Consider the following 14,790-nt stretch of genomic DNA (forward strand, 5'->3'; position numbering starts at 1 on the left):
GTCCTAAACTTAATACACAGTAGTTATAAAACTAAAATTGTTTTTTTCGTTAGTAAATCTAATAAACACGTCATAAGCTGGTGGGTTTGTTGAGTAGATTTTGATCACTCTTATCTCAGCATGACATCCTTGAATATTAGTCTTTAGCGATCCTACTTTGTAGAAATCCTTATCCTCTAAAAGATGTAAGTATAAGTTCTTAGAGTTTTCAAATATATCTTTTAAGTCTCTAGCTTTTAAACTAGCGAAAACTACATATCTATATGCTTCAACAACAGAAAATATTACAACAGATATAATAAACACAGCTACTATTACTTCAATAATTGAAAAACCCTTTCTATTTTCTAAAAGACGTCTTATAAATTTCATCAACATAAGTCCTAGCAGTTCTAACCCAAGAAAAATCAGATTTCATAGCAGTCTCCATAATCTTTTTCCATCTCTTCGGATTCTTGTAATACATATCAATAACTTCCAAAACCTTATCCCTAAAATCACTCGGAGTGTATTCATAAAACTTAAAACCATTTATTTTATCCCTAACAATATCGTTCAATATACCCACACCCCTAACCAAGGGAAGCGATCCATACAACATCGAAACCATATGTAATATGGTACCTGGTTCCACAGTAGAAGGTACCACAACAACATCAGATGCCCCTATGTACTCAGAAATTTTCCTAACATCAAAATTCTTTATCCAACAAACCTTACCAGGATTCGACATAGCCATTTCATTTATAGCAATTTCTCTAAAACCATCACCTCTTCCAATAATGATAAGAGAAATGTTATTTTTATTAACCAAATCACTAAAAACTTCATAAACTAAGGATATCCCCGTTCTCTCCGTAAACTCACCAAAAAACATAAATAGAATTCTACTCTCATCAAAATTCAGTTTCTTGCACACAAGAGATTTTAACTTCAACTTCTTGTTTAGACCATCTCTTGAGTAATTAAGGCCAATACTTGAAAGATGCTGATCTGTATCAGGCAAAAAAGAAGTACTAACACCAGGCAAAACTGATTTTATTTTTCCTTCACTCAACATCTGTATTATTAAGCCTTCAAGACCATTTCCAAACTCCTCTCTCTTAAGCTCATCAATATAAGTAACGCTAGTAAAAGTAACAAGATTACTAAATATTATTGCACCTTTTATAATGTTCACTTTGTTATAAAACTCTAGATAGTCGTAACTATAGTACTTCCAATCTATACCAAGGAGTGAATATTGTTCAGGTACAAACACAGGTTGACCATCAAGCGAAGGTGGAGTAAAAATAACTCCAGATTTTCTAAAAAAATTGTCATACTTATAAAGTGTCCTTAAATAAATTGAAGCTATACTAGCCCATTTACCTATTACATGAACAACATCAGGCCTAAAAGGTATAACTTTTAGCGATTCTAAAGCAGACCTAGAAAATATTGCAAAACGATGCAGATTATCAGGATAAAAAAGTCCATTATTAGGATCATATATAAAACCATCTCTATCAAAAATAAAAGGATCTCTAACAAAAATGAAAACTAATCCCAAAAATTCATAAAAACAAATCTCGATCTCTCTTTCATCTTTTCCTTCTCTTTCAGATATTACAATCTTTTCACTTTTCTGAAAAACCATATTTTGAGATACAAAATTCTCATCTATACTTCTATGCCAAGGTAAAACAACAACTACATTATTTCCTAAGTCCCTCAAAGAACTAGCAAAGTTAATTAAAAAATACTTCTCAAAGTCAAAAATATTAAAATCATCCTCTACCAACCAATTTATGTTGTCAGATACTAAAGCAATGTTTAAAGGTTTTACGTCCTTATATCTATTCCTAAAAAACATACGAAAACCCCCTATCACTCAGTAAACTACAATTATAAAATAAAAACACTACTTCCCCCAAATTAACTTTATCTCAACTCTACGATTTTTAGCCCTATTTTCATCAGTTGTGTTAGGCAGTATAGGTTTATCTGGTCCGTATCCTCGGTAAGAAACCCTATCACTCTTTATACCACTTTGTATAAGAATATTAGCGACTGCTTTCGCCCTATTTTCAGACAGAGTAATATTAAAATCCCTAGTCCCTCTATCATCAGTATGCCCTTCAACAACCACATCAACCTCATTATACTGCTTAAGTATATTTGCTAAATTAACAATCATATCTCTATAACTTGGCTTAATACTAAAACTACCAACATCAAAAAGTATATCAGATATACTAACTTTTATTTCATTATCCTCGGGTGGAGATACAGAAACATCAGAACCTAGCTTTTCAATCTCCCTAGCAAGTTTATATTGCTTAGCAATATTTATTGGTACAACTTCCATGATTCCAACGGAACTCCCCTGATGTCTTGTTGAGTTATAACTGTATCCTGGAAGGTATGTCTTTGTTATATCAAAAATCTCTCTATATTCAGAAAAGATACCTTCCAAAACATCCCAATTATACTTAGTTGATGATTTAAAGTTTATATCCTTTACATACTTACCTGCCGGATTGTTAAACATAAAACCATAATCAGCATTAAAAATAGCAATATTCCTTCCATTTTTCATTACTATATCATCAATAGAGTAGTTGACTACACTCTTTATTCTAACTATTTCATCCCTCTCTGTTATAATATCCTCACCAACAGATTGCCATTTCATACCTTTCGCAATAGGAGATCTTACAAATGAAGGTATACTCCTCCTAGGTGGCAAATAACTATCACTAAGTACAATCATATTACCAACTTCGTTTATCAAGTAATCAACCTCATCAACCCTTGAAAGTCTATATTCAACATCAACACTCTGTTTCTTAGTTAGGTAATAAAACATATATTTAACAACAATATAATCTTCCCCATTATATTTGCGATAACCATAAGGTTGCATAGTTATTTTTGACATAGCTTCAACAGTTCTAAAAAACAAACCATCTATATAAATATCCTGCCTAGTATAAACTTTGAGTCTATATATGTTATTAGTTGAAAGTTTATAAGAAAGAATAAAAGGATAAGAGCTAAAACTAAACATCAAAAACAAAGTAATTATGAAAACTACTCTTATAACTACACTCATACATAACTTTAGTATAGAAGGATAACATAAAGCATTTCAAGTTGAATCTAAATGAAGTAAGAAATGTAAAATCAAAGAGTTTGAAATTGTTTGGCATAATTCTATAAAATTACAAGCACATTTAGGAGAAATACTATGAGAGTAGTTTACTCAGTACCATCCAGGAAAAGAAGAAAGAAAATACTAAAGGCAGTAAAAGGGCATAGAGGAGCAAGAAATAGAAGATACAGAGCTGCAAAAGAATCTTTAATGCATGCTCTTCAATACGCATGGGAGCACAGAAGATTAAAGAAAAGAGATTTCAGAAAATTATGGATTATCAGAATCGGCAACGCTGTGAGAGAATACGGCTTAACATACAGCAAATTTATGGGATTGCTTAAAAAACATAACATAAAAATAAATAGAAAAGCATTATCAAATATGGCTATAGAGAATAAAGAAGTTTTCAAAAAACTAGTCGAGTTAGTGTCCAAATAAGGAGGAGTATATGTCTAAACTAATAGAATATGTCAACAATAAGTTTTTATCCAAAAAAGAATATGATGAATTCAGAGTCGGAGACCAAGTTAGAGTACACCAAATAATAAAAGAAGCAGACGGTAAAGACAGGATACAGATATTTGAAGGGTTAGTAATAGCAATAAAAGGTTCAGGTCTATCAAAAACTTTCACTGTTAGAAAAATATCATATGGTGTAGGAGTTGAGAAGATATTTCCATACTACTCTCCTCTCATAGCAAAAGTTGAAGTTGTTAGAAGATTTAAAGTAAGGAGAGCCAAACTATACTATCTGAGGGACAAGATAGGAAAAGAAGCAAAACTCAAAGAGATAAAGTAACTAAACACCTAAAAACTGTCTTAGGAATCTTACATCATTTTCATAGAAAAGCCTAATATCTGTTATGTTATATCTGACCATTGCTATTCTCTCGATTCCCATGCCAAATGCAAAGCCTTTTACTTTGCTTGGATCATATCCTGCGTTTTCAAAAACCTTAGGATGAACCATACCACATCCCGCTATCTCAAGCCACCCTGTATAAGAACAAACATTACATCCATTACCACTACACCCCGGGCAAGTTACTGCTAACTCCGCACTAGGCTCAGTAAATGGAAAGAAATCAGTTCTAAACCTAGTTTTTGTTTTAGGACCAAACATTTTTTTAGCAAACACATCCATAACACCTTTTAAATCAGAAAACCTAACATCTGTATTAACATACAACCCCTCTATTTGATGAAAAGTATGAGAATGTCTTGCATCAACAGTATCCCTTCTATAACATCTACCAGGAGCAACAATAGCAACAGGATATTCGTATTTCTCCATAACTCTCACCTGGACGGGTGATGTCTGAGTTCTCAAAAGATACTTTTCAACTATATCCTTTGAATTTAAATAAAAAGAATCATGATCTGCTCTAGCAGGATGATCAGGAGGAATATTCAGCTTATCAAAATTATAACTATCAAGTTCAATCTCAGGCCCCTCTACAACACTAAACCCCATCTCCGAAAATATCCTAGAAATATCCTCTTTCACAATACTAACAGGATGCTTTACTGGTAGAATATCATAAAGCCTAGTAAGAGATAAATCCACCCATTCAGATTTTAACTTTTCCTCAATTAACTTTCTTTTTATCTCATCATATTTTTCTTTTATCTTGTTCTCTATATATTCTTTCAATCGATTAACCTTCTGACCATACTCTTTTCTTTGAGATGGTTCAACATTTTTTATACCATTCAAAAGGTTTTTTATAACACCCCCTAAATATTTCGACTTAATGCTAGTAATATCTTGTTCCTTTTCAACCTCCAAAATCTCCTCATTAAACCTCTCTAAAATCTCATCCAAATTCATACAACACCTCACTAAACAAAACTAAAAATATACTACCATCTCTGCAAAATCCTTCTAATTACCATACATTTACACCTCTCTAAACAAAATCTAACCTTTTCCACAAAAAAATCTATTTCAGAGAGCAATTACAAGCCTAAAACCTATATCATTGAAAGTTAGAGGATTTTTAATTTAAAATGATGTATGAATATTTATGCTAAAATCAACTAAAAACCAAATAGAAAACGCACATTTAGACATAAAAAACATCCTCTTAAAGGACTCTGAAGTCCTGATATACAACTTAAAAAGGTTTATTGATACCTACAGAGAAATAGGCAACGTATCTCAACAAACAGTCCATCTAATTAGAACAAGATCTCTAAAACTTTCTTCACTGGTAAGATCTCTATACAAATTACACAATATAAGTATTCTAAAAAGGTTTTATATTTACACATATCAAATAGCCAAAAGCCTTGGCAAGGTAAGAGACATGGATACAATGATAGGGCTATTAAACAACGAAAAGTCTCCAAGATCTCTAGTAAAAGATTTTTCAACCAAAAGACACAAATACATGAAAGAAGCATACAAAAAGATATCCCACTCACTCGATAAGTATGTAGAAACAGTAAATCAACTATTAGATGAACTAGAAAATCCTAAATATAAAATACGATTTAAAGACATATACAAGATATATAAGATAATCACAAATGAATACCAATTCGCAAAACTATCATTTATGCTAGAACCTAGTTACGAATTATTTAACAGAGCAAGAGCAAAAGTTAAAAACATGAAATATGCTTTCTGGCTTCTTAAAATATTTTTCTCACACATCGATGAAAAAGGCTTACATTCAGAGATAGAAGAAAACTTAAAGTTTATAAACGACTTTCAAAAGAGCTTAAGCTACTTTAGAGATGTAATAACACTAGTAAGTATACTTTCAAAGACTAGTTTAAGAGTTTCAAGAAAAAAAGATTTTGTTGAATCTTTCTTGAACAATAGAAGGAATATATGGAAGGACACCATAGAAAACTTTAAGGATAGACACATAAGAGTTGATTATAGAATTAACAATATACAGAGAGAACTCAACAAAATCGATGAAAGCCTACATCCACCAGAAATAGAACGATATGAAAGAATAACTAAATATATCGAAGAATTTGTTGTATCTCATGGGGGAGAAGTTGAAAAATCAAAAGTCATGGCAGAAATAGCCGTTAACATCTATAGGAGTTTTGATAAGCTCAATTTACTAGTTTACGAACCCGTCGAGGAGTTTATCATTAAAGGATCATGTTTGATACATGATATTGGGAAGGTCTCATCTAAAGAAATCTACCACAAAGCTTCTATGGAAATATTCGCCAATGCAGAAATACATGAAATAAAAACAAAAGAAAAGCTACTTATAGCAATAGTAACAAGATATCATACCAGATCAATACCAAAGTATTCTCACAAATGGTACACTAATTTAAAAGATCACGATAAAATGTTAATAAATAAACTCTCAGGATTTGTCAGATTAGCTTTTGCAATATGTAGTGCTACAAACTTCAATTCGAAGTTTGTTGATGTTGAGTTTACAAGAGACAGGATCAACATATTTCTATGTTGTGGAAATGAAACAAAAGAACTAATAGTAGAAGATATGGACAAAGCATTACTAGAGAAATTTGTTGGAATTCCAATAAATATAATCTTAAAGCCATATAACTAGATACAAATTCACCTAGGTTAACTAAATAAAAATATTATATGTTAAAAAATCCTAATTAAAAATTACCAAAAAGATACTGCTGATTTCAAGCTATATACGTCAATTTTGTTCAAGAAAAATATATATTACAACTACCTTATAAAAAACACTGAACCTTATTGATATTACATTATCAATTATTTTGTCAATAACCATTTACATAGTGGTATTTTTTAAAAACTCTAGAAACAAACTATGAAATTAATCTATTAATTTAACTAAATTTGCCATCTCAACAGCAGATAATGCAGCTTCAATACCTTTATTACCCATTTTCATACCCGCTCTATCTATTGCTTCTTCAGGTGTATTTGCAGTTATTATACCAAAACTAACAGGTGTTTTATGTTTTACCGATAAATCAACTATGAGTCTTGTAACATGAGTAGCTATATAATCAAAATGCGGAGTTTCACCTTTTATCAAAGTACCTAAACAAACAACGGCATTAAATTTACCTTTCGAAAGTATCTTTTCTAAAGTAATTGGGATCTCAAAAGTACCAGGAACCCAAAAGATTTCTATATCATCTTCTTCAACACTAACTTGTCTGAGAAGATTCAAAGCACCATCAAGTAATCTTTCAGTTATCAATTTGTTAAACTTACTTACTATTATCCCTACTTTCAAACCTTTTCCAGAAATTTTACCTTCAAAACTCTTCATATTCCTTAATTTTAAGTGAACTACCTCCAATCTTTAAACATATTTAGCAAAATTGGAATTTGAAAAAAAAGAAAATGTAAATTCATAATTAAGTCGTAATCTCGCGGGAATAGCTCAGTTGGTAGAGCATCGGCCTTCCAAGCCGAGGGTCGCGGGTTCGAGTCCCGTTTCCCGCTCATTACTCGCTCAGATATTGCCTATCGGTTACCAATCAATTCAAACCTAGAGATATTAAATCAACTTCCGAATATTACAAGTGTATGAAGAAAATACTACAAATCGTAACACTAATAATGTTGTCTACTCAAACATTTGGAGGAGTTATAAAAAACATATCAACTAACTCATACATAGACTGGACTAAAGGAGTAATAGTAATAGACTATATCTCTACCGAAAATTTCTTAGTTAGCAGAACCTTCGCCGAAGATATCAATAGGCTAAAATATACTATCAAAAGGAAAATAGTTTCAGAAGCTCTTAACAACATCTCTGGTATAACGTTCGACGAAAACAGAAAAGTTGAAGATATCTTAACAATATTCCCAGAAAAGAGAGAAAACATAATATCACTTTTGGAAAAAACTGAAATACAAAATTTTAGATACTTCTCTGGCAAAGTCATGTCAAGATATACAATAGATATATTCGGAGAAAAAGGTATATTCGAAATCCTAAAATTACCATCAATTCCAAGAAACTACAAGGAATTCCTAAATTTATCTGAACCCAAAGAATATACAGGTATCATAATATCAACCAAAAAACATAAGCTAAATCTAGCTTTATCAATGAAAATAGTCTCAAAATCTGGTAAACTTATATACAGTTACGCAGACTATAAAGGTAAAGAAAAGTATATAAATGTCTTCAAATCTCTGGAAGAAGCCATAAAAAGTGAAATCTTCGGAGATAATATCTTACTTATCTTTCCAGTCGAAATAGCTGGAGAAAATAAAACAGACATAGTAGTCGAAGACAGTATAATAGAGAAGATATTATCAAGTGATGAAAATCATAACATTCTATACAATGGTAAAATAGGTATAATCGTTGAAGATTAAATCTTTTTCCTTTCTTCTTTCGAAATCTTGTCAGCAATCATAGACACAATCGGAAGCCTACAATCATCTAAATCAGAAAGTTTTTTAACTATCTCAACCGATTGTTTCAAGTTAATATAATTACCAATTGAAACAAAAACTGGCTTTGAAGAAACTTTTGTCCTAATAACCTTGCCTATAATCTCTTTTGTAGAAGGATCAAAAATATCTCCTTCAGATCCTTTTACGTTAGGTATATCAACATACTGACCATATAGCAAAGACTTTGCTACCCCTATGGTAGGTTTCTGAATAATAGTCCCTAAATGAGTTGCTATCCCCACCCTACGAGGATGGGCAAAACCTTGCCCATCAACTATTACAACATCAGGTACTTCAGACACTAAGTTAAAAGTATCAATAATAATAGGAATTTCTCTAAATGCCAAAAAACCTGGTATGTAAGGAAAACTAACTTTGCTTTTACTAACTAATATATCAATAACTTTATACTCTTTAGCATCAACTATAACTAAAACACCTATACCATAATCATCTTTATAACTAACATCTACCCCACCTATAGTTTTCACAGAAGAAATATCTATCTCCCTTTCTTCGATAAGGTCTTTTATCATAAGTTGAACTCTCTTACATTCATCTATACTTCTCGCAGAAAGAGTTAAGTTCAAAATTTCAAAATTCATGCAATTAGTATGAATGATATATAGAAATTACATTCAATTAGTAACAAAATAAAAATCTATAGTATAACTCAAACTCCCAGATAGGTATATTTTATACATTACTTAAATCCCTTCTTGCTTTATTTTCCTAGCAATTTTACAATTCATCTAAACTCTTCTTTCTTAGTTGACAATATAAAAAGTTATGTTTAATAATTTTTCATGTTATAAAATTTTCGGAGGTCCAAAATGGAAAATATATGCCGTTTGAGGAGAATATTTTCAACAGTTTATAGGTTGGAAAGAAATATAAAAAAGAGATTCGGGATAACCGCTAACGAAATAATGGTTTTGTGTCTGCTAAACGTTGTAAAACTCTCAGCTGGAGAATTATCAAAGGAAATGGGTATTTCAGAATCAAGGATGTCAAAAATAATAGACACTCTTGAAAAAAATGGATTTATAATTAGGGAAGTAGGAAAAGATGATAAAAGAAAGATGTTGTTCTCAATAACAGAAAAAGGTAGAAAAAAAGTAAGAGAGTTTGCCGAGTCGGACTTTGAGGTTCCTGATATTGATATAGAGAAGTTATCTAATTTAATATGCTAAAACTATGGTGAGTATAAATTTTCTTTTGGAAGAAGTTAAATTTAACGAGAAAGGATTGATACCTGCTATTATACAAGATCAAACAACAGGAAGTGTATTAATGTTAGGATACATGAATAAAAAAGCTTTAGAAAAAACGATTGAAACAGGTAAAACTTGGTTTTGGAGTAGATCTAGAAATAGTTTATGGAACAAGGGTGAAACATCTGGCAACTACCATATTGTTGAAAGTATAACACTTGACTGTGATAACGATACATTACTAGTAAAAGTAAAACCTGTAGGACCTACCTGTCATACAGGTAACTATAGTTGTTTTTATAAAAACAACGAAGAAGTAAAAGCTTCACCAGAAATAATAAACGAAATCTACGAAGTCATAATAAACAGAAAAAGAACAATGCCCGAAAATTCCTATGTAGCCAAAAAAATGAAAGAAGGTATTGACAGAATCCTTAAAAAAGTAGCTGAAGAGGCAGGTGAATTCATAATTGCCTCAAAAAACGCAAATGAAAAGGAAATAATATACGAAATAGCAGATCTCATATTTCACTCACTACTAGTACTAGGATACTACGAAATACCAATTCACAAAATTTATGAAGAACTTAAATCAAGGAGGAAATAGTCTCAAGTTTCCAGTGAAATTTCACAGGATAAGGAAATTAAAAGATTTTAGGAATCTACTACAAAATGGAAAAATCATAAAATCACAATTTTGGATAGTAAGATTTATTCGAAACAATCAAAACATGCTTCGCATAGCAGTATCGATAAGTAAAAAAGTTAACAAGAAATCAACTAAAAGAAACAGAATTAGACGTATAACAACAGAAGTATTACGTTTAAATCAACATCTCTTAAAAGGAATAGACATATGGTTCCAAATAAAACTAGATCCTGGACAAAGTGAAATAAAATCAAAAATAGAAAATGTAATAAATGAAATCCATAGTAGATTAACGAACAATCAAAGAAAAGAACCCCTTGACTAATATCCACTGGAAAATCTTATCTAAAAATTACACTTTCAGATAAAAATTAACAAACAATCTAGTGATACAAAGCTCTAAAGAATAAGGAAAGGTAAAATACCGATACCAAACCCTTTTAAACACACAATTTTTAAATTACCCTCAGGGAAGAGAACCCAAAAATCCTCAAGAGATAACGTACTTCATCATTCTCCTTTATTTTCCTTGAGATACATTACTATACCTAATTAAAATCAAGCAAAAAAATCAGAAGGGGGATCATCTCCCCTTAGCTTACTCGTTTATAATCATAACAGAGTTATATCCTCCAAAACCATCGTTTTCCTTGAGTGGGTTTGCCTGATCCTCAGACCAAACAACACCACCATCTATAACATACTTATATTGCCATCTACCAGGCTTAACTTTCCATTCTACTGTCCAATAACCAGTCTTTTCATCTCTTTTCATTTCTATTGGAACATTATCAGTACCTGGAGTACCTTGAGATGGGGGAGCAGTCCAATTATTAAACTGACCAGCTAAATGAACAGTAGTAGCAGCAGGCCTATCAAACGTAAACCTCACTATAAGTTTACCACTTTCAGGATCCTTACCAACTACTTCATAAGGGATATATCTATCTTTAAGAACATCCCATAGTAAGCAAGAAGTCAAAAACATACTCAAAACGATCACCACAAGCATTACAGGAACCACTTTTAGGCTTCTCATAAACTACCTCCATTTTAATACATTACTAAAAACTAATTTTCAAGTCAACATAAATTCTAGGCAAGTTTTGCAAAACATACCAACCATATATACCCTCAAACAGATTATTTTGATTTTTGTAGAAATTCATTTCTAGAGAATCTGAAATAATACCGTAATCTATATCATAAGTATCTCCCAAGATAGGATAACCATAACCTACCCTAACCAATACATAATCACTAGGCTTATAAACAACATTAGGAGAAATAGCATAATACATTAAGTTCAAGTCTTTCTTAACAGTACCAGGTACGAATCCTTTGGATGTCAAATCATCACTCCACATGAATATTGCACCTCCCAAGTTAATTGTAAAACCTTCTACTACTTCAATTCCCAAATTAGCTCTTGAAGAAATTCTCGTAATATTCCCTATTTTATTTTTGTCAACTACATTGTTAACAACAGGATTGAAATAAATAGACTCATAAGCACCTAAAACAGATACACCTATAAAATTCAGTAAATCGTAAACTCCAATTCCTATCTTACCAATCATTCCACCATTTATAAAATACGTTGAAGAAACGTTAAAGTATGGAAAAACATTGTACCTATTTAGTAAGTCTTCCATGAAGTAAGTAAACTCACCCACAAAATTAAAATATCCACCAAATAGTAACTCATAACTACCGCTAACCTTAGAAAAGAAATCAATTCTAGAAGCAGCTTCAGGTTTCACACTTATATTCGTGTTCGTAAATAGTCTATAACTAGAATAACTACCCCCTAATTGTATCAAACTACCTTCTATTATATCTGAAAATACTCCTCCACTAATCCTGTAACCATCTCCCTTAAGTGCTTCATTAAAAGTCATATTATTTAGCAATTGTCCTTGAGAATTTAAAGTAAACTTAACATACAAATTAAAATAATCAGTATCACATTCTATATATCCACCATAATTATACAAAGCAGCAAAAGACCTCATATTCGGAATTGTATAAATATAAGCATTCATTATCTCAAAATTATTCAGAGAAGCTCCTGAAAACCTATAGAAATCTCCAATAAGTCCTAAGCTGATCTGGGCAATATCCTCAATTTCAAAAACATCCAGTCTAACATTGGCACCACCTGATAAGTTAAGAGCTCCTTCACTCCCATCTATAAAGTAAGACCCCAAAAATATCTGCCACATATATCCTTTTGCTCTTTGCTCTGCATAAAATCCACCCAAATCTCTACCTACAAGTGAAAGGTTAGTAGTATCCTCAGCCATACCAGGCATAGCAACAATAGTACCATCCATAAATTCAACAGGCCTTAAAATGTATGGTATTCCACCAGCTTCAGCGAGAGATGAAGAATCAACATAAAATCCATCATTATCAACTTTACTATTTGTAATATTACCTACTCCAAAAACACTAGAAGAAATAACCCAAGAATTAAAATATTTTATACTATTTTCGGGATCATAGAATCTAGCAACCCTATATCTATAAAAAGGCACTATCTTCACTTTCGAAGCTTTTTGTAAATAATTTATCATCAAACTGTCAATGGTAGCATGCTTAAACTTTGTGGTAGGCTGTACAATAACATTAGCAATTCCATAAATATCAGAAGTCAATTCGAGTAATACCCTAAAATTAACTATAAATTCAACATTATCAAGCCCCAAGTATGAGTCAGTTGGAACATTATTATACACATAGTTAGATTGCATGTACTTAAAATCACCTATAGTAATCAGATCTCCCTTAAACTTGACAGCACCAAATGACACAGGAATAAGCACCACAATATTAATCAAAAGAAATAAAAACCTTTTCATAAAACACCTCCTTAATACTTAATATACATATCAAACCTTATGGCAGGCTCTACAGCAAGCTTGTATTCACCAGTATTTAACATCTTTCCATCAGAGTAGACAGTAGAACTTATATTATCAGGCATTATTAAACCACTGCTAAAATCTTTAGCTCCGTTATACATTATGACAATCGCTTCTAATCCTCTTCCTAAATCTAAATCATTAACACTAATCATGCCATACCACCCATATGAAATAGTAATATAGGAATCTACCTTCGGTATTTGATACCATATACCTATATATGGAGTTAAAAATACATTTTCTCCAACATTACCAACGTTAACGTTACCCACTTGAACAAAGCTTCTACCTCCAACTTTAAGCCACAGATTATCTCCTATTTCCCTTCTAGTCTTACTGTCAAATAGTGAAGAAAGCCTATATCCAGTATACAACCTCAAATCACTGTAAAGGATGTTTGTCGATAGAGAGATTACTGAGTCCCATATAGAACTATTGTTAATGTAACCTAATAAATCAATAGATACATCTCCTCCGAGATATCCAACGTTACCTATACCAACAACAGTAGTAACTGATTTTGAGGGCTTTTCAAGCTTGTTATCCCTCAAACTCAATTTTAGCAATGTCTTAACTTCATCTTCATCAGTAATAATGGAAATATTGTAGTATGTATAAGACTTAAAATCAATACCTACCATTGTTATATTTGAAGGATTTTAAGGCAAAACTGCTAAACCTGAAATTTCAGCCTTGATACCTTCTATACCTTTAAACATCAAACCACCAACAGCATATATACTACCTATTTCCGTCCTATTCGTTCCAGTATATATCAAATTTCTGATAACTCCTCCTTCAAGACCTAGATATGCAAGATTTACTATATCAAAAGAAATATATCCTCCTATAAAAGCGTAGGAAGCAGGAAACACGGCTATGTAGGGCAAAGAAACAGTATAGTTATTACTACTATTAACTGGTAACGGATAAAACCACCTATAGTCGCTTGTCTTTATTAAGTAACCTAGGTTATTCGTAGTCATCTCTCTATATAGAGCTCCAATATATATATCTCCAATACCTACATTACCAGCACCACCTATTTTAAAACCTCCGAAGTTACCAGTAGTAAAAAGACTGAAAAACGATGAATTTTGAAAATCTCCAATACTACCATATATATTCTTTGCAAAATATCCCTCTATATCAATAATACCATCAAAATAGCTTACATACATTCCATAGTAATCTTTTCCACCATACACTAAGTTGGTAGTATCTTCTCTGGCAGTTGAAAAAGTCTCAACTGAACCATCAATAAATTCTACTGGGTATAGGAAGTATGGAACAAACCAGTGTGCTCTTGAGAATGTTGAAGAGAAAAGTTGGAGAGATGGAAGATAACTAAAGAACATCTCGGAATGTGAATTTCTAAACTTAATCGCTCTATTCTTGAAGAATCCCTTGACAGTGAATATTTCATCAGAATATCCGACCACTCCACTGTTTATATC

The 14,790-nt window shown here is 31.6% G+C and carries 17 protein-coding genes and 1 tRNA gene; 8 read left to right on the plus strand and 10 right to left on the minus strand.

What is annotated here, in order from left to right; translation table 11 throughout:
• Positions 1-9 precede the first annotated feature (9 nt).
• From N2712_06850 to N2712_06860, 3 genes are read right to left on the minus strand one after another with little or no spacing between them, the layout of a single operon-like run.
• Entirely contained in the window at positions 10-378 is a 369-nt protein-coding gene (locus N2712_06850; GenBank protein ID MCX8029693.1) for a prepilin-type N-terminal cleavage/methylation domain-containing protein, read from the minus strand.
• Positions 341-1,855, minus strand: a complete 1,515-nt coding sequence (locus tag N2712_06855; GenBank protein ID MCX8029694.1) for a glycogen/starch synthase — start codon at positions 1,853-1,855, stop codon at positions 341-343. The genes N2712_06850 and N2712_06855 overlap by 38 nt, the downstream gene beginning before the upstream one ends.
• Positions 1,856-1,903: 48 nt before the next feature.
• Positions 1,904-3,097, minus strand: coding sequence for an OmpA family protein (locus tag N2712_06860; GenBank protein ID MCX8029695.1), 1,194 nt, complete (start codon positions 3,095-3,097; stop codon positions 1,904-1,906).
• Between the two features lie 135 nt (positions 3,098-3,232).
• Between N2712_06860 and rplT the strand changes: the two genes are divergently transcribed.
• Together rplT and rplS are read left to right on the plus strand one after the other, a co-directional pair.
• Positions 3,233-3,577, plus strand: coding sequence for a 50S ribosomal protein L20 (gene rplT, locus N2712_06865; GenBank protein ID MCX8029696.1), 345 nt, complete (start codon positions 3,233-3,235; stop codon positions 3,575-3,577).
• A gap of 10 nt (positions 3,578-3,587) precedes the next feature.
• A complete protein-coding gene (gene rplS / locus N2712_06870) occupies positions 3,588-3,938 on the plus strand; it encodes a 50S ribosomal protein L19 (protein MCX8029697.1) in 351 nt (116 codons plus the stop codon).
• Here the strand turns inward: rplS and pheS are convergent, their stop codons facing one another.
• Complete coding sequence (gene pheS, locus N2712_06875) at positions 3,939-4,970, minus strand: phenylalanine--tRNA ligase subunit alpha (protein MCX8029698.1); 1,032 nt, start codon at positions 4,968-4,970, stop codon at positions 3,939-3,941.
• Between the two features lie 196 nt (positions 4,971-5,166).
• Between pheS and N2712_06880 the strand changes: the two genes are divergently transcribed.
• Positions 5,167-6,690, plus strand: a complete 1,524-nt coding sequence (locus N2712_06880) for a hypothetical protein (GenBank protein MCX8029699.1) — start codon at positions 5,167-5,169, stop codon at positions 6,688-6,690.
• A gap of 240 nt (positions 6,691-6,930) precedes the next feature.
• Here N2712_06880 and ribH read toward each other — a convergent pair whose 3' ends face one another.
• Positions 6,931-7,395: a 6,7-dimethyl-8-ribityllumazine synthase gene (ribH, locus tag N2712_06885; GenBank protein MCX8029700.1), complete on the minus strand. Its 465-nt coding sequence runs from the start codon at positions 7,393-7,395 to the stop codon at positions 6,931-6,933.
• A 103-nt stretch (positions 7,396-7,498) separates the two neighbouring features.
• Between ribH and N2712_06890 the strand changes: the two genes are divergently transcribed.
• Together N2712_06890 and N2712_06895 are read left to right on the plus strand one after the other, a co-directional pair.
• Positions 7,499-7,571 (plus strand) — tRNA-Gly (locus N2712_06890).
• Positions 7,572-7,655: 84 nt separating this feature from the next.
• Positions 7,656-8,459, plus strand: a complete 804-nt coding sequence (locus N2712_06895) for a hypothetical protein (GenBank protein ID MCX8029701.1) — start codon at positions 7,656-7,658, stop codon at positions 8,457-8,459.
• Here N2712_06895 and N2712_06900 read toward each other — a convergent pair.
• Complete coding sequence (locus N2712_06900) at positions 8,456-9,145, minus strand: endonuclease V (GenBank protein ID MCX8029702.1); 690 nt, start codon at positions 9,143-9,145, stop codon at positions 8,456-8,458. The genes N2712_06895 and N2712_06900 overlap by 4 nt on opposite strands.
• Before the next feature lie 228 nt (positions 9,146-9,373).
• On the opposite strand from N2712_06900, the gene N2712_06905 reads away from it, so the two are divergent.
• The 3 genes from N2712_06905 to rnpA are packed head-to-tail and all read left to right on the plus strand — an operon-like array spanning position 9,374 to position 10,728.
• Positions 9,374-9,733, plus strand: a complete 360-nt coding sequence (locus N2712_06905; protein MCX8029703.1) for a MarR family transcriptional regulator — start codon at positions 9,374-9,376, stop codon at positions 9,731-9,733.
• Between the two features lie 4 nt (positions 9,734-9,737).
• Positions 9,738-10,361, plus strand: a complete 624-nt coding sequence (gene hisIE, locus N2712_06910) for a bifunctional phosphoribosyl-AMP cyclohydrolase/phosphoribosyl-ATP diphosphatase HisIE (GenBank protein MCX8029704.1) — start codon at positions 9,738-9,740, stop codon at positions 10,359-10,361.
• Positions 10,333-10,728 carry a ribonuclease P protein component gene (gene rnpA, locus N2712_06915; GenBank protein MCX8029705.1) on the plus strand — a complete coding sequence of 132 codons (396 nt, stop codon included), beginning with the start codon at positions 10,333-10,335 and terminating at the stop codon, positions 10,726-10,728. Before hisIE ends, rnpA begins: the two co-directional genes overlap by 29 nt.
• A 273-nt stretch (positions 10,729-11,001) precedes the next feature.
• Here rnpA and N2712_06920 read toward each other — a convergent pair whose 3' ends face one another.
• The 4 genes from N2712_06920 to N2712_06935 all read right to left on the minus strand — a co-directional run.
• Positions 11,002-11,442 (minus strand): glycogen-binding domain-containing protein, encoded by a 441-nt coding sequence (locus N2712_06920; protein ID MCX8029706.1) that lies wholly within the window; start codon positions 11,440-11,442, stop codon positions 11,002-11,004.
• A 25-nt stretch (positions 11,443-11,467) separates the two neighbouring features.
• Entirely contained in the window at positions 11,468-13,267 is a 1,800-nt protein-coding gene (locus N2712_06925; GenBank protein ID MCX8029707.1) for a hypothetical protein, read from the minus strand.
• An 11-nt stretch (positions 13,268-13,278) separates the two neighbouring features.
• Positions 13,279-13,974 (minus strand): hypothetical protein, encoded by a 696-nt coding sequence (locus N2712_06930; protein MCX8029708.1) that lies wholly within the window; start codon positions 13,972-13,974, stop codon positions 13,279-13,281.
• A gap of 18 nt (positions 13,975-13,992) precedes the next feature.
• Positions 13,993-14,790 (minus strand): hypothetical protein (locus tag N2712_06935; protein MCX8029709.1); only part of this gene is annotated, 798 nt, incomplete at its 5' end.

The organism is Brevinematales bacterium (assembly GCA_026415355.1).
Taxonomy (GTDB): domain Bacteria; phylum Spirochaetota; class Brevinematia; order DTOW01; family DTOW01; genus SKYB106.